The organism is Ruegeria sp. AP7, from assembly GCF_056539905.1.
Genome location: NZ_JBQFVT010000009.1, coordinates 121122 through 144245, shown reverse-complemented (window position 1 = coordinate 144245; position 23124 = coordinate 121122). Strand labels below are relative to the sequence as shown.

The following is a 23124-nucleotide window of genomic DNA, read 5'->3' as shown; positions in this document are numbered from 1 at the left end:
GACAACTCCCGGCCCAAAGCAGTCTTTTGTGCAATTGACAGCGAAAGGCAGCTTCGAACACAAAGTGAGCTTTTGATAGTGGAGCGTTCGTCTCCAGCGACAGGAAAAAGCCTCTCTGGTCGGGTACGCTGGCACAGTCGGCAATCTCGGATTGGATATACTAGGATTTTAGTTCATGGTTCCGTCGAGCATACTGGTTTCAGCCGCAACACGATGCTTTGCGGCGAAAAAGAGTTCTTCAGAACTGGCGTAAGATTGTCAGAGGACGGCTAATCATTAGGTTAAGCCTTTAAAGAGATTTAGTTTAAAGTAATTGTTCTTCCGCTTCTCCAACATTTGAAATCTTGTATCGGAATAGGTTTTGAGCTTTGATTCAGCAAGTCTATGCGAAAAAACGCCTCTCCCGGCTGATAGCTGCGCGAAAAGGTTGCCAAGTTAAATCCGGCTAGCCACATTGGGCAGGAAACGCCCTTTAGCCAGGTGGGATACTTGGGAAAGTCCGAAAAGCCAACTTACGCGGAAGAAGTCGCCGGGGCGATCAGGGCTGTAGGCACATCTAGTTTTATGCCGGAATTGTTGAACCTCATGCGCGAGGCAGCTTCGTTCAAGGGCGCGTTTGTCAGCCTTTTGAACCCGGGAAAAGCGCCCGAACATGTCTATGACAATGTGCGTTCGGAACGTCGCTCGGTTGTTGTCGACCGATGGCTTGATCGCGCCTGGCTGCTGGACCCGTTTGTTGTTCGTTTCATTGGTGAACGCCACGAACCAGTGATGGTACTAAGAGACGTTACACCGGACAGGTTTGCCAATTCCGACTACTTTCGGATCTACTACAAATCCCTGTTTCTGACGGACGAGATCGGGGTGTTTGTAGCAATAGCAAACGGCACCTTGTTTCTCTCTCTCGGTCCTTCCGAGGGAAAAACCCGGTTCACGCGGCGGGATGTCGAACGGTTGACAGACCTGCACCCGATCATATCGGCGCTTTGCGAGCAGCACTTCCATCGCAACCCCTCCTCAGGCCGACTCGACGAGAGCGAGGTCGATTTCGACGGGGTCATCGACAAGGTTTGCAAAGGTTTGACACAGCGGGAGATCGAGGTCGTGCAGTTCCTTTTGCGCGGGCACTCGACGCGGTCCATTGCGCTTTTGCTTGATGTTTCCCCGGCGACGATCAAAGTGCATCGCAAGAACATCTATAGAAAGCTGCGTATATCTTCCCAGTCTGCCCTGTTTTCAATGTTTCTGCATTCGGCGAACGATTAGTCGTACCCCTTTGGGGGTACAAATCACACCGCCCTTTGGAGGTATTCACAGGGTAAGTCTCCCGGCTCTAAGCTGATTCTACAAATCAACAAGTGCGGGTGTCCGGATCAGACCATGATCGACGTAAAGAATGTGACAAAACGCTTTGGCGAAGGTCAGGCGGCCGTGACGGCTCTGGGGGACGTATCGCTGACCATTCCCGAAGGAAGCTTTTTCACGCTTTTGGGCCCGTCAGGTTGTGGCAAGACGACACTACTGCGGCTGATCGCCGGGTTCGAGCTTCCAAGCGAAGGCGAAATAGCGCTGGACGGTGAGTCGATTGGCCATCTGGCACCCAACAATCGGCCCGTGAACACGGTGTTTCAGAACTACGCCCTGTTTCCGCACATGAGTGTGGCCCGCAATGTCGGGTTTGGCCTTGAGATGCTGAAAAGGCCGAAAGCCGAGATAGACGGCACCATCACCGAGATGCTGGACCTGGTACAGCTGGGCGAGTTTGCAACGCGCCGGGTTGATCAATTGTCAGGCGGGCAGCAGCAGCGCGTGGCTTTGGCGCGCGCACTGGCGCCGCGCCCAAAGGTTCTGCTGCTGGACGAACCCCTTTCTGCTCTAGACCTGAAACTTCGTAAAGGAATGCAGAGCGAGTTGAAGCGACTGCAGCATGAGACAGGCATTACGTTTGTTTTTGTCACGCATGACCAAGGGGAAGCACTGGCGATGTCGGACCGGATCGCTGTGATGTCGGCAGGCTCGGTACGTCAGGTCGGCACACCGGAAGAGATTTACACAGCCCCGAAAAGCAGGTTCGTCGCGGATTTTATCGGGGACACCAACATCGTAAACGCTACTTTGCTTGGCTTTGACGGAGACGTGGCAAAAATCCGGTTGGGCGAAGGCAAACCACTCACGATTCACGCTGCCAGCACCTTGCTCGAACCGGGCCCCGTACATGTCGCTCTGCGCCCCGAAACGATCCGTGTGGTCGAGGAGAGTGCCGAAACAGCGCTCTTGCGTGGCGAGGTCGTGGACAGCACCTATTTCGGGGCCGGGTCGCAAATGCTTGTGCGGCTGGAAGATGGTGTCAGTGTTCACGTCCAGGTTTCCACTCCGCGCCCCGTCGGATCGCGCGTCGGGCTCGAATGTGACACCTCCATGCTGCATGTGCTGGAAGACTGATGGCCGGCGTTGCACATATCCCGCAACCGGACGCCGCGTCGAGATTGCTTGCGGCGCAGGCCGAGCGCGCGCTTCAAAGACGCAGAACGCGGCTTTTCCTGCTGGCCCCGGCGCTCGGGATTATCGGTATCTTTGGACTGTTCCCGCTCTCTATCGCCCTGGTTTACTCGTTCCTTGAACCCGGGACCTATGGCGGCGTTGAATGGACGTTCTCTTACGACGCCTATGTGCAGTTCCTGTTCGAGCGGGATATTTTTGATGACACGCTGACCTTTAACAGCGCCTATCTTCAGATCTTCGGGCGTTCCTTTGGTCTTGCTATCACCACTATGATTGGAACCCTGATCCTTGGGTTTCCTGTTGCTTACTTCATTGCGGCCCGTCCGCAGGAACAACGCAATTTCTGGCTGTTCGCCATCACTCTGCCGTTTTGGACGAACCTGTTGATCCGTACGTACTCGATGCTTCTGATCGTACGAGACGAGGGTTTTGTGAACCTGACGCTGATGAACATCGGCCTGATCAGCGAGCCGATCGAGATGTTGTACACAGATGGCGCGGTACTGGCCGGGCTGGTCTACAGCTACCTGCCTTTCATGATCCTCCCGATCTATGCCTCGCTGGAGAAGTTCGACTTTTCGCTGCTTGAGGCAGGGCATGATCTCTATGCCACACGCACGCAGGTGTTCCGCCACATCATTATACCGATTACCCGTCCGGGCATTGTCGCGGGCTGCGTTCTAGTGCTGATCCCGGCGCTTGGGGCCTACATCACGCCGGAACTGCTCGGCGGTGGCAAGAAACTGATGATCGGCAACCTGATTGCCCTGCAGTTCGGTTCGGGCCGCAACTGGCCCTTTGGCGCCGCTGCTGCACTGATCCTGATGGCAGTCGTGTTAATCGCGCTTCTTGTCAGCTTGCGGGCAGGTGCTTCGAAGGAGAGTGGACATGGCTAAACTGTCGTCACTCTTCCGGCCGTCGACAGACGCGCGCGAACTACGCCGGCAACCCCTGTTCACCGGCATGTCCTGGCTGGTTCTGTTGTTCCTCTACGCACCGATTGCCGTCCTGATCGTGTTCTCGTTCAACGATAACCGCTCTGTTGTGCGCTGGACCGAGTTCAGCTTGCGCTGGTACGCGGCGGCCTTGGAAAACGATGACATCCGACGGTCGGCAATGATCTCGGTACAGGTTGCTCTCACCGCGACCATGTTTTCCACCATCATTGCCACAATGGCTGCACTGGCGACAACGCGCGGCGATGTATATCGCGGCCGTTCTGCGGCTATTGCGCTCATAAACCAGCCCCTGATGATCCCCGAGATCGTCACGGCGATTGCGACGCTGGCCTTCTTTTCGATCCTGCGCCAGCTCACGGGTGTTACCGGGATTGGCTGGCTGATCCTCGCCCACACAGTTTTCTGCGTGCCCTTTGCTTACATGCCGATCCGCGCACGTTTGTCAGATTTGTCCGTCACTTACGAAGCCGCCGCCGCCGATTTGTACGCGACGCCCTGGCAGACATTCCGCTATGTGACGCTGCCTCTTTTGATGCCCGGTGTTATGGCGGGGGCGATGCTGGCCTTTGTAGTCTCTCTTGACGACGTCATTATCACGCTTCTGGTGGCCGGACCGGGTGAAACCACCTTGCCCATCTATATTCTGGGCCAAATCCGTCGCGGCGTAACGCCAGAGGTCAACGCCGTTTCGACCATCCTCATCGGAGTGACCATAGTCATGGTCGCCCTGACCTTCTTTCTGCAACGCAAACGAAAATAACAAGAAGCCCGCGCTGCTGCGGGACGCCATCAATCTCAACGGAGGACAAAATGAAATACACTCTTCTCAAAGCCGCAGCCATCTCGGCCCTGGCGCTCAGCGCGGCAGGAGCGCATGCCGAAGGCAAACTGAACATCTATAACTGGGGAAACTACACCAACCCAGAGATGATCGAGAAATTCGAAGCCCAGTACGATATTGAGGTCACGCTGGACAGCTATGACAGCAATGAAACCATGCTGGCCAAGGTCAAAGAGGGCAACACCGGCTATGATGTTGTTGTTCCTGGCGACTACATGATCGCGATCATGGTAGGCGAAGGCTTACTGGCCGAGATCAACGCCTCCGAAATGGACAACTTCAAGAACATGGACCCGAACTGGGTTGATGTATACTGGGATCCGGGTCGCAAGTATTCGGTCCCATATCAGTGGGGTACGACCAGCTTTACGGTCGACAGCGCGGTCTACAGCGGTGATATAGACACGCTTGGCCTGATCTTCGATACGCCCGAAGAGCTTAAGGGCCGTATCAACATGCTGAATGACATGAATGATGTGATCAACGCCGGCCTGCGCTACCTAGGCTATCCGCGCTGCAACTCCAATCCCGATCAGATGAAAGAGCTGATGGCACTGCTCGAAAATGCCAAGGGTGACTGGCGCACCATGGATTATGCGGTGATCGAAAAGCTAACATCGAAAGATGTGGACTTGTCGCAAAGCTGGAACGGCGCGGCCATGCGCGCCCGGGCGGATCGCCCGACATTGCAGTACGCCTATCCAAAGGAGGGGTTCACCGGATGGATGGATAACGTCGCGGTTCTTGCCGACGCGCCCAACATGGAAAACGCAAAGCTCTTCGTGAACTTCATGATGGACCCGGAAAACGCTGCAATGACCTCGAACTTTGCGCGTTATGCCAACGGGATCAAAGGTTCCGAGGCATTCATGGATGCCGAGATGCTCGACGCGCCTGAAATCGTGATGCCTGCAGGGGCGCCGGTACCCGACTTTGTGAAGCCTTGCGACCAAGACGTTGTGGACCTGTACAACAAGGTTTGGACCCGCCTTAAGCAATAAATTTAAAAGTCACCTGTGGTCGGCCTATCTCTGGTCGGGCCGACCCCTTCCAAAGCTTTTTTAACCTGACTGCGCCCCCTGTTGGGGTCGCCTTGCGGGAGCATGGAAAATGCAAAACAGCAAATCCGGCACGAGGCCCAAAACAGCGCGTGAGATCGGCATCATGCAGGGTTTCCCGCCCCCGCCTGAGAAACGCCCGTCTCTCGAGAACTGGGACCTCGCCCCGTTCAACCGCTGGACCTTCCAGAACATGCGTAGTCTGTTTCCCACGGTCGATGTTCGTCCGGGCCCGAATGCCCGAGAACTGATACAGGCGCCCCGTGACCTGCTGGATACGGAGTTTCAGACCTTTGACGACCGCCAACTATCGGTCGGGAACTGGCTGACTGAGAGCTACACGGATGGCTTCCTAGTGTCGAAAGGCAACCGGCTTTTAACCGAGATATATGCCAACGACTTTACTCCGGACACCGCACATTTGGGGCAATCTGTCTCCAAATCCCTGATCGGCTCTCTGGCCGGTGTGCTTCACGGTGAAGGCAAGCTGGACCTCTCGGAGCCGCTTGACAATATCGTACCGGAACTTGCTGGGACCGGCTATGCCGGATGCACTGTGGATCAGGCGCTCGATATGCAATCCGGCGTGCGCTTTACCGAGGATTATGGCTTTCCGGATAGTGACATGACACGCGTTGATGTGGCGTCGGGCTGGCGCCCGGTTCGCAAGGGAGAAATCAAACCTACCATTCGGGATGTTATTCTAACTTTGCCCCGGGAAAGACCCCATGGGCAGGCTTTTTCTTACCGCTCGATTGAGACGGATGTCATCGCCTGGGCCTTGGAACGTGTGAGCGGCGAAGACCTTGCTTCGCTCTTGTCCAACCGGATCTGGCAAAAGATTGGCTGCGTGCATTCGGGCTTTTTCACCGTAGACGACGCCAAGACAGCACTCGCTGACGGCGGGTTCAACGCAACTCTTCGGGACTATGCCCGCTTTGGCCGCATGATGGCTGATGGTGGCAAGGTCGGTGACCGACAAGTAGTGCCGGAAAGCTGGGTTTCGGGGATTTGTTCGGGAGCGGACCCTTCAAAGCACGGTGACCCGTATGACGTGCTGTCCCCTCAAGGGGCATACCGAAGGTTCTGGTGGGTTCACGACCCGAGGCGCGGCGTGTTCATGGCGCGCGGAGTTTTTGGTCAACTGATCTTCATTGACCTGACCGCGGACGTGGTTATCGTCAAGCTTTCCAGCTGGCCCGACTATCTGATCCAGTCCTTTAGCCACGATGCCGTGCGTGCCTGCGAGGCAATCATTCGCGCGCTTGAGTAGTTCAAACCATCACAGACACAAGAGGCCGCATGTCGCCAACACCTGATCTGATCATCCTCAACGGTTCTCTCCTGACCTTTGACGACTCCACGCCGAAGGCTTCGGCCCTGGCAATTCAGGGCGGCATAATTGTGGCTGTTGGAAACACCGACGACATCCGTACTCTGGCTGGGAATGGAACCAAAATCATCGACGCTGCGGGCGGCACCGTCATGCCTGGCTTTATTGATAGCCATGTCCACCTTTTCGGTGGAGCGGCCGAGTTGGGCATGTTGGACCTGCGCAAAACGACGGGCGCGGATGCTCTGACAAACGCATTGCGAGCCTTTGCGGCCGAGCACCCCGACGAACCTTTGCTTATGGGGGTCGCCGCCAACTACGAAATTCTTGGCCCCGGCGTCACAACGACACGGCAAGATCTGGATCGCATCCTGTCCGAGCGCCCGGTTGCGTTAATGTCGGCCGACCACCACACCGTCTGGGCAAACACAATTGCCTTGGAAAAGGCGGGCATTCTTTACGGCGGCGTCGTTCCCCCCGGTTCGGAAATCGTGATGGCTGGGGATGGTACCGCACAAGGTCAACTGAACGAAACCGGTGCTTTTGGCTCTGTCCTGCGCCTGTCGCAACTGGGAGGGCGCGATCTTCTGGGGTATGTTACAGGAGCGGACCCCGTGCCACCCGCAACGCCAGAGGAACGCGCCTTTGACAAGGAAGTCATACTGCGTGGCCTGAAGCACTGCGCATCCCACGGGATCACGGGGTTGCACAATATGGACGGCAACTTCTACCAACTTGAGCTGCTGAGTGAACTTGAGGCCGAGGGGCGCCTTCCGATCCGTGTTCAGGTTCCCATGCACCTCAAGAACACCGACCCCCTGGATCGGTTGGAAGAGGCCGATGAAATGCGCCGTCGCTTTGCGTCGGATATGGTTTGGTCAGGGCGCGTAAAGATGTTCATGGATGGCGTGCTGGACAGCTACACAGCACTGATGCTCGCGCCGTATCCGGGCAAGCCGGAAAGCCTCGGCGATGCTGTATTCAGTGCCGAACACTTTAACGAAGCCTGCATTCGTGCTGATGCAATGGGGTTGCAACTCAGCACGCACGCAATTGGCGACGGTGCCGTTCGGCGCACGCTGGACGGTTACGAGGCAGCGCGCAGTGCCAACGGCGCACGGGATTCCAGACACCGGATCGAGCATATCGAGGTGATAGACCCCTTGGATCTGCCCCGTCTGGCAGCCCTCGACGTCGTTGCCTCTCTTCAACCATTGCATTCACCCGCAGGAGGATTGTTTTCTCCCTATTCGGCCGGAGACATTCTGACAACCGAGCAAATCCCTTTTGCGTTCGCGTGGAACAAAATACGCGAGAGTGGCGCCAAGATTTGTTTCTCGACGGATTGGCCAGTCGTTCCCGTCGACACAATGATGACGATTGCCGGAGCGGTAAGCTGCAATGAGCTGCCATCGCCCTGGCAGGACAACCGTCAAAGCCTTATGGCCACGCTTTCCGCTTATTCGCGTGACAATGCGTGGCTGGAGTTCAACGAGGATCAAAAGGGTCGTCTGAAGTCGGGATATCTGGCCGACATTGCCATTCTCGAACAGGACCTGTTTTCGATTGAGGAAAACCAATTAGCAAATGCGCGCATCGCTGTGACCGTTTGTGGAGGCGCCGTTTCGCATACAGCTTGAAATGCTTAGCATCGATTATATCAGTGCTTAGAGAACTTCTTTTAGGCCGCGACGATTGTTGGCATTGCGCAGCAAAGCAGACCTTGGCCTCGGGCGCAGCGAATGACCACTTCCCGCCCATTGCGGAGGATGCTGCGCCAAGAGGCAAGGTTCAGTTTGGGCTCGAAGCCGTCTTCCAAGCATTTTTGATTAACGTCAGCTTTCGGGTCGTTTGCAGCCGCTGACTCCCTGCGATTTGGATGGCAAGGTTACGCATTTTGCGGATGGGTCACACCTTTCTGATTCAAGTCACATAATATCAATGATTTAGCCCTGGCATGTGTCACGCCTTTATTGGCGGCGGCCACAGATTTTAGAGATCCGATCCCTCACTTTGTTCAACAGAAGCGGACCGAACTTCCTCGTGCCGCAGTGAGCAATTGAGGTTGATATGCCCAAGTTGACACAAGATCAGCTGGCGGAGCGGTGGCACATGTCGCCGCGGACGCTGGAGCAGTGGCGCTGGCTCGGAAAGGGGCCCAGGTTTTTGAAGATCGGCGCGCGCGTTTTATACGATGAAGGCGTGATCGAAGCCTTTGAGGAGGCGCAGGTCTGCCAGAATACATGCGGACCGATTTCCGGGGAGGGTGTGTAGTGGCAAAGTCCTTCCCCTCACACAAAGTCAAATCGCACCTTGTCTACACAGTCTGGGAGGTGGCGGACGTTTTGGGCTGTCATCGCCAGACCGTCATTCGCTGGATTGGGAACAACGGACTTGCGGCTGATACCAGCAGCAAGCCTTGGTTGATCGAAGGACATGTGCTCAAGGACTTCCTCGGACAAAGACAACGCAAGGCGCGGTGCAAGTTGGCATTGCATCACTGCTACTGCCTCAGCTGCAGAGGTCCGCGCGAACCCGACGGCAAGATCGCTGACTATGTTCAGGAAACAGCTTCCAGAGGCCGCCTAACAGCCCTCTGTCCCACGTGTGGTGCGGTCATGAACAAGATCATTCGCCGTTCAGATCTGGAAGCCATTCAGGCCAAACTGGAGGTCACACTTCAACAAGCCTCCCCAAGATTAGTGTCCTGTACCGAAACTCATTCAAAAGTGACCTTGAAAGAGGAGCCCGAGACCCATGCCAAAACACACCTCGGATAACCTGCGCATCAAGCGCAAACACCTTGTCTGGCTGAAGGACGCAAAGGGGCTGTCGCAATCTTCGATCGACAAAGCTGCAGCGTCGATTGCCATCTATGACAGATGGCTCAAAGGCAAGGACTACAGGGCGTTTCATTCAGAAAGGGCGCGCGCGTTCAAACGCCATCTGCAAAGTTTGCGCAACGAACGCACGGGCGCCCCATTGTCGGCTGCCACGATTAACGGTGTGTTGCGCGATGTAATGAAGCTCTTTGACTGGATGGCGGACCAACCGGGGTACAAGTCAAAGATCTCACGCTCAGACATCGCCTATCTCACGCCGGACCGCAAATCGGAACAGGCCCGTCGCAGCACTCTTTGGAAGCCGCATCCGTCTCCCGAACAGGTGGACCACCTTTTGTCTTCGATGCCGGTGGAAACCGTAGTCCAGCGCCGTGATCGCGCCCTGATTGCCTTCTTGTTCCTGACCGGATCGCGCGAAGGTGCGGCCATCACAGTGCAACTGCGACACGTCGACCTTGCGAACAGATGCGTGCAGTTTGACGGACGTTCCGTGGAAACGAAGTTTGGAAAGTCCTTCACGGCCAGCTTTTTTCCCTTCGGTGATAACGTCGAACAAATTATGCGAGAATGGATCGGAGAGCTTCGTAAGGACCATCTCTTCTCAGACACAGATGCTTTATTTCCAAAAACGCGCGTTGCTGTTGGCCCGTCTCGGCGCTTTGAGACCATGGGGATCGCGCGTGAGCCGTGGGCAGGCCCGTCATCAGCGGCCGGAATCTTCAAGAAAGCCTTCATCAACGCTGGGCTGCCACCGTTTTCGCCGCACCGCGTGCGAGATACGATCGCAGAGCTGGCAAAACTTCACTGCAGGACACCAGAGGACTATAAAGCCTGGTCGCAGAACATGGGACACGACGACGTGATGACGACGTTCAGCTCCTATGGTTCTGTTTCACCTGGCCGTCAGGTCGAACTGATGGGGCGGTTTCGCCGCCGTGGACCGTTGCCAGACGAGGACGCGGTTATTGATGAATGATCAGCTCCGGTGACGCACCCGAACGACCACGCGCTCGGGAGCAAGCCGGTATCCATGCCAAGGGAGATTTTCAATCAGCTCTTGGGGCTTATCAACTGACAGGCCAGCGGACTCCAATCTCCCTGCAAGCGTTCTGCGAGCAGTCTGAATTCTCCGTCTAACGGCTTCGTCGGATTCAACGCCTAATTTTTCGACGAGTTCGCCAGATTTCACGCAGTGATGGTCCATGGGTTCGAGACCTTCACCAGCAGAACGGAGCCACTCTTCAGCCAAGACCACTAACAGGTCAGCTGTGGCATTTTTCTTAAGCTCAACATGTTCGCCGATCACAACCAAACGGGAGGCTTTGTCGATTTCTATGGACAGCGGAAGTTGCTGTTTCTCGTTTTTATCAACTGAGGCCGCAGGTACGAACGGCAAGGCCAAGGCGCTCTGCATCGCACCATATAGTCTTGGCAAACTCTGTTCAGGGAACTCACCGGGTGACTTGCTTTCAAGAATTCTGCGCATCACCGATGTGACCGCCTTTCCATGGCGGTTCAGCAAATCTGCGATCATCACCATGGCTGTGTCTGGCGGATTGTCGAGGTGATTGACCGCATCCAACACAACGGGGAAATTTCGGATCAGTGCATCTGGCGTGGCGTTTTCAAACAACACTGCATTGCGCACATAGGACAACGCCATCTCCCGGTCGATGCCGTTCGGTCGAGCGTCCGACATCAAGTCCACGCGATACGCATCTTCAGGGTCAAAACGTTCAAGCCCTATTGAGAGCATCGCAAAACGCCGATCGATACACTGCGAACAGCGACCGCAATGGAAGTATTGATTGGTTTGATTATGCACATCCGCGCAACTGCGCGTCTCGACAATTTGATCTGCCATCCCAAGTTGGGAGATACGCTCCACGACTTCAGCTTTAGTGCGCGCGAAGTAGGGATTGTCGACGCGCATATCGTTCTCGAAAACAAGCTGCAGAAAACCGGTCAACAGGTTGAGTGCCTTAGGATGGGTCGTTCTCGTCGCTCGCGTTCCAATGACACTGCCAACCGGCGGCAGGTTGAGGCTCACAACGCCGTTTTCATGGAACGACATGCGGTCCAGTCCGAAGGCCTTTGCAGTGATCGACCCAAGTACCGCGAACAAGAATGAGCGCGTGCGATGCGTTCTTTCCGCAGTCGATCGACCCTTCAACTGGGCGCTCATGGGAATGTGACGGCACTTTTCCGGTCCGTACCGTTTGCTCAACGCTGAGATCAGCCGTTTCTGGACCGGCGCTATTTTCGTGGACGAGGCATGACTGACCAAAGCAACCCGATGCTTCTGTTCCACGATTTCTTCCACAGCGCCCGCAAAGGAATCGAGCCCGCCGGAAAACATCAAGACACGGTGGGGCTTCCATGAACTATTTCGACCGAATTTGAAGAAGCGCGATCGCTCTGCATCCGGTTCGTCTTTGATCGAAAAAGAAAATTCAAAGCGATCGCCGGATAGAAACATCAACGTTTCTTCCAGAGCCTGTATTACGCTCTCACGTTGCCAGAAATCCAGATCGCGTACCGGCATGGTGGCTACGAACCGTCTGTGCCACTTCTCACCCATCTTCTGATCTGCCAAACCACCACGGCTGACTGCCGCGTCCGCGCAATAGACAAGCGCGGCAATCTCCAGCAAATCGAGCGCACGATCCTGCAATCCCTCGACCAATTGACGGTTCAATTGTCCAATCCGTAGCGTCATTGCGACTTCGCGGCCAGCAATGTCGAGACGCAGGACTTCATCACCGCCGCTTTTTGTCAGGGGCGGCAACCATCTGACTTCAACTTCAGGCAACGGCGCGACGGCGCCCAAACTCCGAGCGCATCTTTTTGAACGCGTAAGCTGTGAACTTGTCTATTGCATCGCGATCAAGCGCCTGCTTCTGCCAGACGGTTTTGCCATACCAGCCGCCCGCATATTCTTCGACGATTCTAGATACTTCAAATGTGTGCTGGGCCAGGGCTTGTTGAAATGCCACTCGCTGTGCATCGGTTGAAAAGCGTCGATCCTCGCCAGTGTGATTGGCGAGTTCCCGGCTCAGATAGTAGTCTAGAGAGCGGTATGTCAGCCGGGCAAAGAAATCCCGCGCGAGTCTCGCAAATGCATCACCCACGGCGAAACTCGCGAGTGCTTGGCGAATTTCTTGCGGTGTCGGTTCAAACAGGGATGGCAACCGGTCGTGCAGCTGAACGGAAAGGCTTTCCAAGAGCGCAGCCTTCGCCAATTCTCCTGCATCTGAGGAACTTCGGAGATCGAAGCTCCTGCCATCAACGGCGCGATCCAAACCGGCCAGCAAGCCGGTCACTGAACCGAGTTCCGACGTCGCAATGCCCAAGTCAGCCAAAGCGTCTTCGAAGCCCGGAGCCCTTGCAAGCAAAGGCAGCCTCACGAGGAGATCACTTACAAACTGAAACCTGGGGTCACGACTCGCCCGTGCGAGATCGCTCTCAGATGCATCCGCTGCGGCCTCGGCGATCTCTTCGACTGACGCATCGGTTGCGATCAGATCAACGACCTCGCACCACTTCCTGGACCGAGGCAAAGTGCCAAGCCTGATGTGTCCCATCCGTTCCTCCCTTGCCTGAAGAGTCATTCAACCATCAGGCGAATGTAAAGGGAAAAATGGCGGCCTTCGCTTACCCTGCGCTTACCCGAAGCGAGTGTTAGGCATGAGATCGCCTCGTAAGTCTTTGAAAACAGTGGTGAGCCGTGCAGGATTCGAACCTGCGACCCACTGATTAAAAGTCAGTTGCTCTACCAACTGAGCTAACGGCCCACTCTTTTGTCGGATCTCAATGATCCGTGGCGCTCTGTAAGGTATTTACCCAACCGGGTTCAAGACCTTTATTTGCACCTCGGCACGCTTTTGTCTGATGTCAGTCCAGCGCCCCGATAGGCGGCCTAATTAGGCAGGTGGCGCTGGGGGGTCAACCCCTATTTTGTGGAATCTTTAGGACAGGCTGGATTCATTTTGTCGCCGGGGTTATATGCCCGCAATGCAAACCCTAAACGATACCGGATTGCCCATTATGAAGATGCACGGGCTGGGCAATGACTTTGTCGTTGTGGATGCGCGCGCGCATACGATTCCGATCACACCCAAGATGGCCAGGGGAATTGGGCATCGGCAGTTTGGCGTGGGTTTCGACCAGCTCGCGGTGATCGAAAGCGGAAATGCAGATGCGCATCTGGTGTTCTACAACGCCGATGGGTCGACCTCGGCAGCCTGTGGAAACGCAACGCGATGTATTGCCAGATTCTTGCTGGATGAAACCGGCAGATCGGATCTGACTCTCACGACAGAACGCGGCATTCTGCAGGCACGGGACGCAGGAAATGGCCTGACATCAGTCAACATGGGCCAACCTCAGCTTCTTTGGAATGAGATCCCCCTGACCGAAGAAATGGACACGCTTGAACTCCCTATCGAAGGGGGACCAACAGCAACCGGAATGGGTAATCCGCATTGTACTTTCTTTGTCGACGATGCGGAGGCGATCCCTCTCGAAGATTTCGGTGCGCGTTATGAACATCATCCGCTCTATCCTGAACGTACCAACGTGCAGGTAGCGCAGATCGCAGGGCCAGACAAAATCCGCATGCGCGTCTGGGAGCGCGGTGTTGGGATCACCTTGGCTTCGGGGTCATCATCCTGTGCCACTGCCGTCGCAGCGGCCCGGCGTCGACTTACCGGGCGCCAGGTACAAGTTGATCTTGACGGTGGGACTATATGGATCGACTGGCGCGATGATGGCGTCTGGATGACGGGGCCAACAGTCCACGTTTTTTCGGGTACGCTCACGCCGGAATTTCTGAGGTCTCTGGAATGAATCCGCCCAAGTTCAGTACTCTGGGTTGCCGCCTGAACGCCTACGAGACCGAGGCGATGAAAGAGCTGTCACAGCAGGCGGGCCTTAGCGATGCGGTGATCGTAAACACTTGTGCGGTGACAGCTGAGGCTGTGCGCAAGGCGCGGCAGGAAATTCGCAAGCTGCGGCGGGAAAATCCCGACGCTCGCCTGATTGTCACCGGCTGTGCCGCGCAGACTGAGCCCGAGACATTCGCGCGCATGAATGAGGTCGACGCGGTAATCGGAAACACCGAAAAGATGCGGCCCGAAACCTGGAAAGGAATGGCTGCTGATTTCATCGGTCAGACCGAAGCCGTGCAGGTAGATGACATCATGTCTGTTACCGAAACGGCGGGCCATCTGATCGACGGTTTTGGCACCCGCTCACGCGCCTACGTACAGGTCCAGAACGGGTGCGACCATCGGTGTACTTTCTGCATCATCCCCTATGGCCGCGGAAACTCTCGCAGCGTCCCTGCAGGCGTCGTGGTGGACCAGATCAAGCGGCTGGTCGATAGGGGCTATAACGAAGTTGTCCTGACCGGAGTTGACCTAACCTCATGGGGCGCGGACCTGCCTGCGCAACCTAAGCTTGGTGATCTGGTCATGCGCATCCTGAAATTGGTGCCGGACCTTCAGCGCCTGCGGATCAGCTCGATCGACTCGATCGAGGTGGACGAGAATCTGATGCAGGCCATCGCGACCGAACCGCGCCTGATGCCCCACCTGCATCTGTCGCTACAGCATGGTGATGATCTGATCCTGAAGCGCATGAAACGTCGCCACCTGCGCGATGATGCCATCCGCTTCACGGAAGAGGCTCGTAAGTTGCGCCCGGATATGACATTTGGGGCCGATATCATCGCAGGCTTCCCGACAGAGTCCGAAGACCATTTCGAGAATTCTCTAAAATTGGTCAACGACTGCGACCTGACCTGGCTGCATGTGTTTCCATATTCAAAACGCGAAGGAACTCCCGCTGCTCGCATCCCACAGCAGGTGAACGGAAACGTAATCAAGGAGCGGGCCGCCCGCTTACGTGCTGCCGGGGATGCCAAGGTTGCGAAGCATCTTTCAGAACAGGTTGGAAGGTATCACAACATACTGATGGAAAACCCTCATATGGGTCGGACCGAACAGTTCACCGAAGTCACTTTTTCCCAACCTCAAATTGAAGGGCAGATCGTGCGCGGGGTGATCACAGGCACATCAGGCACGCAGTTACAGGCCCAACCCTGTGCTCAAGACAGTCAAAGATAGACGACACCGAATTCCCGCTCGATCAACTCAAAGTCCTGTTCGCCACCCTCGTTCTGCCGGGAGGTTTCGGCCATGAACGCTTCGGCGCGGTCGCCGGGGAAAATGTAGCTGATCATACGCACAGTCTGATCGCTATTGTTTTTCATGTAATGGGAAACTCCGCGCGGGCAGTGAATGGTATCCCCTGCGCCGGCGCTGACCCACGTGTCACCAATCTTCGCATCAACCGTGCCTTGAAGAATGTGAAACGTCTGATCCTCCCATTTATGGTAATGATCAGGCACCGCGCCTCCTGGAGCCATAACGCCGTCCGAGATTACGTATTCTCCGTCGGTGGCCTCTTTGCCCACAACAACTCCGACATACTCATTCGGGGCCATCATGTATTTCTTGCTGCCATCCCAATGCTGAATGACAACCTGTTTACGTGTGGCTTCGATTTTGTCTGCCATCGATAAGCTCCTTCGGAATTTCTGTATTCGCTATCTGGGAACTCGTGGCCTGAATTCCAGTAGGCACCAAAGAAGAAACCCCGCAACCGAAAGGTGCGGGGGTCCTTGAATAGACAATCCGGTTGGATATTAGTCCTTGCGGATCTTGCCCTTGTGGGGTGCCCACAGTCGCTTGTTCACCAGATAAAGCAACACAGACAGAACCGTTAGGAACAGAACACCGACGAACCCGGCATTCTTGCGGTCCATCATCTTTGGCTCAGCGGTCCACATCAGGAAGGCCGCAACGTCTTCCGACATGGCTTCGACCGTTGCTGGATGACCATCCGCGAATTCAACCTGATCCTCGGCCAATGGCGGTGCCATCGAGATCCAGCCACCCGGGAAGGCCTTGTTCTCATAAAGAACCGTGCCCGCCTCTTCCTTCTCTTCGCCGGTATAGCCATCAAGCAATGATGCGATATATTCCGCACCACCCATGCCTTTGACCAGTTGGTTAATCCCCAGGCCGTATGGGCCATGGAATCCGGCACGGGCCTTCGCCATCAAGCTCAGGTCCGGTGCGCCAACGCCAGTATTGGCCGGGAAGTGGTCGGTCGGGATTGCCGGGCGGAAATCGTCCAGCTCGGGATCGAACACTTCGAAATTGTCGGCCGCATAGGTGATGACCTGTTCTTCCGAGTATCCCAGATCCTCAAGCGTCCGCAGCGGTATGTATTGCAGACCATGGCAGGCCGCGCAGACCTCAGTATAGATCTGCAGACCGCGCTGAAGCTGGTTCTGATCCCAGGTTCCAAACGGTCCCTCGAACGAGAAGTCGAAGTCTTCGATGTGCTGCTCACCACCACCTGCCGCAAAGGTCGAGGCGGGCGCAAGGGCCAGAGCGAACGCGGCACCGATTGCAAGTTTCTTGAACATGTTTCCGGTCCCTCTTCTTACTCGGCCGGCGTGGCGTCGGCGTCAGCCTTGCCATAATGCGCGTTGAAGTCTTCTTCGATGGTTTCCGGCTGTGCCAGAGGTTTCTCGATCACGCCAAGGATCGGCAGGATCACGAAGAAATATGCGAACCAGTAGGCGGACGCGATCAGCGAGAAGGTCGCATAGGGCTCTTCCGCGGGCATCGCCCCCAGCCACATCAGGGCAAAGAAGTCGATGACCAGCAGGTAGAACCACCATTTGAACATCGGGCGGTATTTGCCCGAACGCACTGTCGATGTGTCCAGCCAAGGTGCCAGGGCCATTGCCAGGATCGCACCGAACATCGCCAGAACACCAAAGAACTTGGCATCGATGATGCCGCCGGTGATGAAGCTGGCAAACTGAACGACCCAGACCTCGCCGGTGAAGGCACGCAGGATCGCGTAGAACGGCAGGAAGTACCATTCAGGAACGATGTGCGCAGGTGTGACCAGCGGGTTGGCTTCGATGTAGTTATCCGGGTGGCCCAGATAGTTCGGCATGTAGCCAACGATGGCCCAAAACACGACAAGAATAACCGCCAGAGCGAACAGGTCCTTGATCACGAAATAGGGCCAGAACGGCAGCGTGTCTTTCTCGGCCTCGGCTTTCGAACCACGGCGCACTTCAACACCCGTAGGGTTGTTGTTGCCAGTGGTGTGGAAGGCCCAGATATGCACGATGACCAGCGCTGCGATAACGAAAGGCAGCAGGTAGTGCAGCGAGAAGAAACGGTTCAGAGTGGCGTTATCCACGGCGGGTCCGCCCAGCAGCCAGGTCTGGATCGCGTCACCGACGAAGGGGATCGCGCCAAACAGGCCGGTGATCACGGTCGCACCCCAGAAGGACATCTGGCCCCAGGGCAGAACGTAGCCCATGAAGGCAGTGCCCATCATCATCAGGTAGATCAGCATACCGATGATCCACGTGATCTCACGCGGGGCTTTGTACGAGCCGTAGAACAGGCCGCGGAAAATGTGAATGTAGACCGCAACAAAGAACAACGAGGCGCCATTCATGTGCAGATACCGCAGCATATAGCCACCATTCACGTTGCGCATGATGTGTTCGATGCTGGCAAAGGCCAGATCGACATGCGGGGTATAGTGCATCACCAGAACGATACCGGTGACGATTTGCAGCGCCAGACAGAACGTCAGAACGATACCCCAAATCCACATCCAGTTCAGGTTCTTTGGGGTCGGGATCATCAGGGTATCATACAGCAGGCCGACAATCGGCAGGCGGCTGTTCAGCCACTTTTCGCCGCTTGTCTTCGGCTCGTAATGATCGTGGGGAATTCCGGACATAAGTTGGGTCTCCCTTAGCCGAGTTTGATTGTGCTGTTGTCCACCCATTCAGCGGGCGGGACAGGCAGGTTCTCGGGCGCGGGGCCCTTACGGATACGGCCGGCCAGATCGTAGTGCGAACCGTGGCAGGGGCAGAACCAGCCGCCGAAATCACCGGCATCGCCCAGCGGCACACATCCAAGGTGAGTACAGACGCCCATCTGAACGATCCATGCACCCGGCGCTTCGCCTTCTGGCGACGGCATAACGCGGTTTGCGTCGGTTGCCGGTGCATCGGCTGCAATATTGAAGTTACGCGCCAGCGGATCAGGCAGAGCATCCACGCCTTCGGCGTCCTGCTCTTTGGCTTCCTGGATCTCGGCACCAGTTCGGTGGCGGATGAAAACAGGTTTGCCCAACCACTTCACAGTCAGCTGCGTGCCAGTCTCAACCCCGCTGACGTCAACACGGATCGAGGACAGCGCCTGAACGTCTGCCGAGGGATTCATTTGATTTACCAGGGGCCAAACGGCAGCCCCCGTCGCAACGACACCTGCGCCGCCAGCGACGTAGTACAGAAAATCTCTGCGGGTGCCTTCGTGGTCTTCAGCATGGGACACGAGGTTATCTCCGAATTGTCTGGCGCCCGCGAACGGGCATATAGCTCGCGCACCGCATGAACTGCGGCGTCTTAAAGGGGGTATCTATCGGGGAGAATAGAGTTCGTCCAGCGCTCTTAAACGCGCAATACGCCGCATCTAAGCAATCATTTCACGGTGAAAGGGTAAAATTTCAATATCAAATGCAGATTTTAGTCTTCTGGGCAGCCACTTGGCCCAGTGGTCATGTGGTGTGATTCGGGGCTGGCCTGCGGATTGGCGCATCCGGGTTTATCCACCTTCACTCCCTTTCAAGATCGTCGAAATGACACTGAATTTGCCAGAGTTTTGCCACGATATTTTCCAAATTAACGCGAACATGATGAGATTAAATTATTAATTTAAAATAGATATTTCAGAGATATAGCAGAATATCGAATTCCGATTGCACTCATTGCGGGAATACGTGAAAGGCCGAAGGAAATCACCAAGCAGCCGGAGAATTCCAATGCCAAAGATTGCAGCAACCGCGGTTCTATTTACGATTCTGAGTACAGCACAAGCTATTGCAGCCGGAGACCCCGCAAAAGGCGAGCAACTCTATAACCGATGCTCATCCTGCCACGCGATCATCAAGGATGGCGATGTTTTGGTCAAAGGCGGCATCACGGGGCCGAATCTCTATGGCGTAGTTGGTCGCGTGGCCGGAACCGAAAGCGATTATCTGTACGGAAGCGAGCGTCTGCCCATTGGCATGTTTACCGATGATATGATCCGTGCCGGGCAAGAAGGGCTGGTATGGACCGAAGAAAACATCGCCGCCTATTCACAAGACCCGATCAACTTCATCAAAGAATATCTGAATGATGAAACCGCCCGCCCGAATATGAGCGTAAAGCTGAAGAAAGGAGCGGATCACATAGCTGCCTATCTCGCCACATTCACTACTCAGTAAACTAGGTGATTCTTAAATTTTGGCCTCGCGCATAAGCGAGGCCAATGTCCCGACCTCAGCCCCAATCCCAGCAGATTGGACGTGATCAGCGGCGCGTTGGCGCGCAACGTCGGGCTTGTTCTGGTTAAGTTTCCAAGTGCCATCTATGTCCGAGACCGTCAGTCGGCATGGCACGATCATCCGCATCATCCGATCCAGCGCATCTGGTGCCATCTTCGACGCCAGCCATGGAGGCTTAGGCAACAGGCGATTCTCGAAATCAGCAGCCTGTCGATCCAGCAGGCCTCGCAACTCTTCCACGGGGCGCATCTCAAGCACGCCGGTCAGATGCACCGCAACATAGTTCCAGGTCGGGACCTGATCATCGACGCCATACCAATCAGGCGAGATATACCCATCAGGCCCTGAAACGGCGATCCGCGCAGATTGTGGCTGCTTCAATGCACGCACGATCGGGTTTGACCGCACCAGATGCAGATCCGCCCATCCGGCATCTTCGCTCAGCAAGAAAGGAACGTGGCTCAGTAATGGCGCTTCCGGTGTCGAGACTGCTAGAACGCCAAAGGCGCGCTCCCGGGCAAAATCGATATGACGCGCACGCGCCTCGTTGCGAAAGGCAGGGTTAGGATGCATTTGGGTCCTCCGTCCAATTTCTCTTGCAGAACCAGTATCGAATTGGCAAGGTCCACCTCGTTCTCAGGGCGGGGCGAAATTCCCCACCGGCGGTATGCGGGCATGACCCGTAAGCCCGCGAGCGGCCCCAACCTTCGGGGTGTCAGCAGATCTGGTGAGAGGCCAGAGCCGACGGTTACAGTCCGGATGAAAGAGAACGTGTAGAACGCACCGTTGAAACGGTGCGTCTGCTCGTGATCGCCTTGGGTGAAGTGTCTGTTTGCTAAGGAGATCATGATGACACACACCCGCTATGCTTTCGTCAAAGCCAATTGGCATTCTGATATCGTGGATCGCGCCCTTGATGGGTTCTTGCAACTCATCCCCGCCGAACAGGTCGATATATTTGACGTCCCCGGCGCGTTTGAAATGCCCTTGATTGCGCGCGATCTGGCTCAAACCGGTCAATACGCGGCCATAGCCTGTGCAGCCTTCGTGGTGGATGGGGGCATCTACCGGCACGATTTTGTTGCTCAGGCCGTGGTTGATGGTTTGATGCGCGCCGGTATGGACACCGGTGTCCCAGTGCTGTCGGTCTCGCTGACGCCGCATCAATATCAGGAAACCGATCATCACAACGCCATCTACCGCGAGCACTTTGTGCAAAAAGGGCGCGAAGCCGCACAGGCGGCCCTAAAGGTCACCAAGACCCGCGCGAACATCGCTGCTGCGGCCTGACAGCAAGCGGTCGGGGTCACCCTCGACCGCAAATCCGCTTGAGGCCAAGCCCCGCGCCCGCTAATCACGTTCCGCAAAGGAGCACGCCCCATGTCGATGAACAGCTTTGGACACCTCTTCCGAGTCACCACCTGGGGTGAAAGTCACGGGCCTGCATTGGGAGCCACCGTCGACGGCTGCCCACCGGGTGTGCAAATCAATGAGACTATGATCCAGCACTGGCTGGACAAGCGCAAACCAGGGCAGAACAAGTTTACGACCCAGCGACGCGAGCCCGATCAGGTCAAAATCCTGTCCGGTGTTTTCGAAGGCCAGACCACCGGCACGCCTGTACAATTGATGATCGAGAACACCGATCAGCGCTCGAAAGACTACGGCGACATCATGGACAAGTTCCGCCCTGGTCACGCTGATATTACTTACTGGCAGAAATACGGTATTCGCGATTATCGCGGTGGCGGACGCAGCTCGGCCCGGGAAACGGCTTCGCGTGTCGCCGCTGGAGGGTTGGCGCGCGAAGCAATCAAGCAGATCGCCCCGAATGTGCAAATCACCGGTTATATGACACAGATCGGTCCGCACAAAATCGATCGTGGAAATTTCGACTGGTCGCAGATCGAGCAAAACCCGTTCTGGACGCCGGACGCTAAATCTGCCGAGGATTGGGCGGTCTATCTCGATGATCTGCGCAAGTCCGGAAACTCGGTCGGCGCGGTGGTTGAGGTCGTCGCGCGTGGCGTCCCTGCGGGGCTGGGCGCACCAATATACGCAAAGTTAGATACTGATCTTGCTGCCGCGATGATGTCGATCAACGCGGTAAAAGGCGTCGAGATTGGCGAGGGTATGGCGGCGGCAGAACTGACCGGCGAAGCTAATGCGGATGAAATCTTTATGGGTCAGAACGGCCCGCAATACAGCTCGAACCATGCAGGCGGCATTTTGGGCGGCATTTCCACCGGACAGGACGTCGTCGTGCGGTTTGCGGTCAAGCCGACCTCGTCGATCCTGACCACTCGCAAAACCATCAACAAATCCGGTGAAGAGACCGAGATCATTACCAAAGGACGCCACGATCCCTGCGTCGGCATCCGCGCCGTACCAGTAGGAGAAGCGATGATGGCCTGTGTAATCCTCGATCACCTGCTTCTGCATCGCGGCCAGATCGGCGAGAACCGTGGACGGATTGGCTGATCATCGCGCGGCGCTTCGGGCGGTCGTCACGCAGCGAATGCTGACCGATCCGGCGCATGATCTGGCGCATCTGGATCGGGTTTGGATGAACGCTCAGGCTATTGCTGACCAGCGCACCAACCAGCGTGTATTGCTCGCCGCCTGTTATCTGCATGATCTGGTCAATCTGCCCAAGGACGATCCCAACCGGCATCTGGCGTCGCAACAATCGGCCACTGAATCAGAGCCTATTCTTGCCGAACTTGACTTTACGGCGTCGGAAATTTGCGCGACGCAACACGCCATTGCTGCGCACAGCTACTCCGCCAACATCCCTCCTGAATCGCCCGAGGCATGTATCCTGCGGGACGCGGATCGGCTGGACGCACTTGGCGCGATCGGGATTGCCCGCACCTTCGCCGTGTCGGGAGCATTGGGGCGGGCGTTGTATGATATCGCCGATCCCTTCGCCGAAGACCGCGACTTGGATGACCAGAGATTTGCAATTGACCATTGGAAGACCAAGCTGCTGAATCTGCCAGATGAAATGGTGACTGATGGCGGACGGGATTTAGCGCACAAGCGGGTTAATCAAATGCTCGGGTTTCTTGAGATACTCTCGGAAGAAATCGGCCACCCAATCCCAATCAACTGGAAATCTGTCTGATTGGTACAATCCCATCGTTGA

At 56.0% G+C, this 23124-nt stretch carries 23 protein-coding genes, 1 tRNA gene and 1 riboswitch; of the genes, 16 read left to right on the top strand and 8 right to left on the bottom strand.

The window, feature by feature from the left end; translation table 11 throughout:
• Positions 1-489 precede the first annotated feature (489 nt).
• From ACR0KN_RS16120 to ACR0KN_RS16075, 10 genes are all read left to right on the top strand, one after another.
• Positions 490-1266 (top strand): helix-turn-helix domain-containing protein, encoded by a 777-nt coding sequence (locus ACR0KN_RS16120; RefSeq protein WP_170542869.1) that lies wholly within the window; start codon positions 490-492, stop codon positions 1264-1266.
• A gap of 114 nt (positions 1267-1380) precedes the next feature.
• The gene (locus tag ACR0KN_RS16115; protein ID WP_170542871.1) at positions 1381-2442 is read left to right on the top strand and encodes an ABC transporter ATP-binding protein; all 1062 of its coding nucleotides are present in this window, start codon (positions 1381-1383) and stop codon (positions 2440-2442) included.
• The gene (locus ACR0KN_RS16110) at positions 2442-3398 is read left to right on the top strand and encodes an ABC transporter permease (RefSeq protein WP_170542873.1); all 957 of its coding nucleotides are present in this window, start codon (positions 2442-2444) and stop codon (positions 3396-3398) included. Before ACR0KN_RS16115 ends, ACR0KN_RS16110 begins: the two co-directional genes overlap by 1 nt.
• Entirely contained in the window at positions 3391-4221 is an 831-nt protein-coding gene (locus ACR0KN_RS16105) for an ABC transporter permease (protein WP_170542875.1), read from the top strand. The genes ACR0KN_RS16110 and ACR0KN_RS16105 overlap by 8 nt, the downstream gene beginning before the upstream one ends.
• Before the next feature lie 50 nt (positions 4222-4271).
• Positions 4272-5303, top strand: a complete 1032-nt coding sequence (locus ACR0KN_RS16100; protein ID WP_170542877.1) for an extracellular solute-binding protein — start codon at positions 4272-4274, stop codon at positions 5301-5303.
• Positions 5304-5412: 109 nt separating this feature from the next.
• A complete protein-coding gene (locus ACR0KN_RS16095) occupies positions 5413-6633 on the top strand; it encodes a serine hydrolase domain-containing protein (RefSeq protein ID WP_170542879.1) in 1221 nt (406 codons plus the stop codon).
• A gap of 29 nt (positions 6634-6662) precedes the next feature.
• Positions 6663-8333 (top strand): amidohydrolase, encoded by a 1671-nt coding sequence (locus ACR0KN_RS16090; protein ID WP_170542881.1) that lies wholly within the window; start codon positions 6663-6665, stop codon positions 8331-8333.
• Positions 8334-8763: 430 nt separating this feature from the next.
• Positions 8764-8967 (top strand): helix-turn-helix domain-containing protein, encoded by a 204-nt coding sequence (locus ACR0KN_RS16085; protein WP_058272705.1) that lies wholly within the window; start codon positions 8764-8766, stop codon positions 8965-8967.
• Positions 8967-9473, top strand: coding sequence for a helix-turn-helix domain-containing protein (locus tag ACR0KN_RS16080; protein ID WP_170542224.1), 507 nt, complete (start codon positions 8967-8969; stop codon positions 9471-9473). The genes ACR0KN_RS16085 and ACR0KN_RS16080 overlap by 1 nt, the downstream gene beginning before the upstream one ends.
• Positions 9451-10512 (top strand): site-specific integrase, encoded by a 1062-nt coding sequence (locus ACR0KN_RS16075; RefSeq protein WP_170542226.1) that lies wholly within the window; start codon positions 9451-9453, stop codon positions 10510-10512. Before ACR0KN_RS16080 ends, ACR0KN_RS16075 begins: the two co-directional genes overlap by 23 nt.
• On the opposite strand, the gene ACR0KN_RS16070 is transcribed toward ACR0KN_RS16075, so the two are convergent.
• The 3 genes from ACR0KN_RS16070 to ACR0KN_RS16060 all read right to left on the bottom strand — a co-directional run bounded on the left by ACR0KN_RS16070 (position 10513) and on the right by ACR0KN_RS16060 (position 13330).
• Positions 10513-12117, bottom strand: a complete 1605-nt coding sequence (locus ACR0KN_RS16070) for a 7-cyano-7-deazaguanine synthase (protein WP_480654956.1) — start codon at positions 12115-12117, stop codon at positions 10513-10515.
• A 223-nt stretch (positions 12118-12340) separates the two neighbouring features.
• Positions 12341-13120: a hypothetical protein gene (locus tag ACR0KN_RS16065; protein WP_170542228.1), complete on the bottom strand. Its 780-nt coding sequence runs from the start codon at positions 13118-13120 to the stop codon at positions 12341-12343.
• 134 nt (positions 13121-13254) lie between these two features.
• A tRNA-Lys gene (locus ACR0KN_RS16060) sits at positions 13255-13330 on the bottom strand.
• Positions 13331-13541: 211 nt separating this feature from the next.
• Between ACR0KN_RS16060 and dapF the strand changes: the two genes are divergently transcribed.
• Complete coding sequence (dapF, locus tag ACR0KN_RS16055; RefSeq protein WP_480654954.1) at positions 13542-14384, top strand: diaminopimelate epimerase; 843 nt, start codon at positions 13542-13544, stop codon at positions 14382-14384.
• The gene (gene mtaB / locus ACR0KN_RS16050; RefSeq protein ID WP_480654952.1) at positions 14381-15664 is read left to right on the top strand and encodes a tRNA (N(6)-L-threonylcarbamoyladenosine(37)-C(2))-methylthiotransferase MtaB; all 1284 of its coding nucleotides are present in this window, start codon (positions 14381-14383) and stop codon (positions 15662-15664) included. Before dapF ends, mtaB begins: the two co-directional genes overlap by 4 nt.
• Here mtaB and ACR0KN_RS16045 read toward each other — a convergent pair.
• The 4 genes from ACR0KN_RS16045 to petA all read right to left on the bottom strand — a co-directional run bounded on the left by ACR0KN_RS16045 (position 15655) and on the right by petA (position 18982).
• Positions 15655-16116 carry a cupin domain-containing protein gene (locus ACR0KN_RS16045; RefSeq protein ID WP_170542271.1) on the bottom strand — a complete coding sequence of 154 codons (462 nt, stop codon included), beginning with the start codon at positions 16114-16116 and terminating at the stop codon, positions 15655-15657. The two genes, mtaB and ACR0KN_RS16045, sit on opposite strands and share 10 nt — an antisense overlap.
• 129 nt (positions 16117-16245) lie before the next feature.
• Complete coding sequence (locus tag ACR0KN_RS16040; RefSeq protein ID WP_170542273.1) at positions 16246-17034, bottom strand: cytochrome c1; 789 nt, start codon at positions 17032-17034, stop codon at positions 16246-16248.
• A 17-nt stretch (positions 17035-17051) separates the two neighbouring features.
• Complete coding sequence (petB, locus tag ACR0KN_RS16035; RefSeq protein WP_010443143.1) at positions 17052-18383, bottom strand: cytochrome b; 1332 nt, start codon at positions 18381-18383, stop codon at positions 17052-17054.
• Positions 18384-18397: 14 nt separating this feature from the next.
• Positions 18398-18982, bottom strand: a complete 585-nt coding sequence (gene petA / locus ACR0KN_RS16030; RefSeq protein WP_010443142.1) for a ubiquinol-cytochrome c reductase iron-sulfur subunit — start codon at positions 18980-18982, stop codon at positions 18398-18400.
• A 487-nt stretch (positions 18983-19469) separates the two neighbouring features.
• On the opposite strand from petA, the gene ACR0KN_RS16025 reads away from it, so the two are divergent.
• Entirely contained in the window at positions 19470-19916 is a 447-nt protein-coding gene (locus ACR0KN_RS16025; protein WP_480654949.1) for a c-type cytochrome, read from the top strand.
• Positions 19917-19928: 12 nt separating this feature from the next.
• Here ACR0KN_RS16025 and ACR0KN_RS16020 read toward each other — a convergent pair whose 3' ends face one another.
• A complete protein-coding gene (locus tag ACR0KN_RS16020; protein WP_480654947.1) occupies positions 19929-20549 on the bottom strand; it encodes an FMN-binding negative transcriptional regulator in 621 nt (206 codons plus the stop codon).
• A gap of 55 nt (positions 20550-20604) precedes the next feature.
• Positions 20605-20751: riboswitch (FMN riboswitch) on the top strand.
• Between the two features lie 74 nt (positions 20752-20825).
• Between ACR0KN_RS16020 and ACR0KN_RS16015 the strand changes: the two genes are divergently transcribed.
• The 3 genes from ACR0KN_RS16015 (at position 20826) to ACR0KN_RS16005 (ending at position 23103) form a co-directional block, all read left to right on the top strand.
• Positions 20826-21266, top strand: coding sequence for a 6,7-dimethyl-8-ribityllumazine synthase (locus ACR0KN_RS16015; RefSeq protein ID WP_480654945.1), 441 nt, complete (start codon positions 20826-20828; stop codon positions 21264-21266).
• Between the two features lie 90 nt (positions 21267-21356).
• Positions 21357-22457 carry a chorismate synthase gene (gene aroC / locus ACR0KN_RS16010; protein WP_480654943.1) on the top strand — a complete coding sequence of 367 codons (1101 nt, stop codon included), beginning with the start codon at positions 21357-21359 and terminating at the stop codon, positions 22455-22457.
• Complete coding sequence (locus ACR0KN_RS16005; RefSeq protein WP_480654941.1) at positions 22441-23103, top strand: HD domain-containing protein; 663 nt, start codon at positions 22441-22443, stop codon at positions 23101-23103. Before aroC ends, ACR0KN_RS16005 begins: the two co-directional genes overlap by 17 nt.
• Positions 23104-23124: the final 21 nt, after the last annotated feature.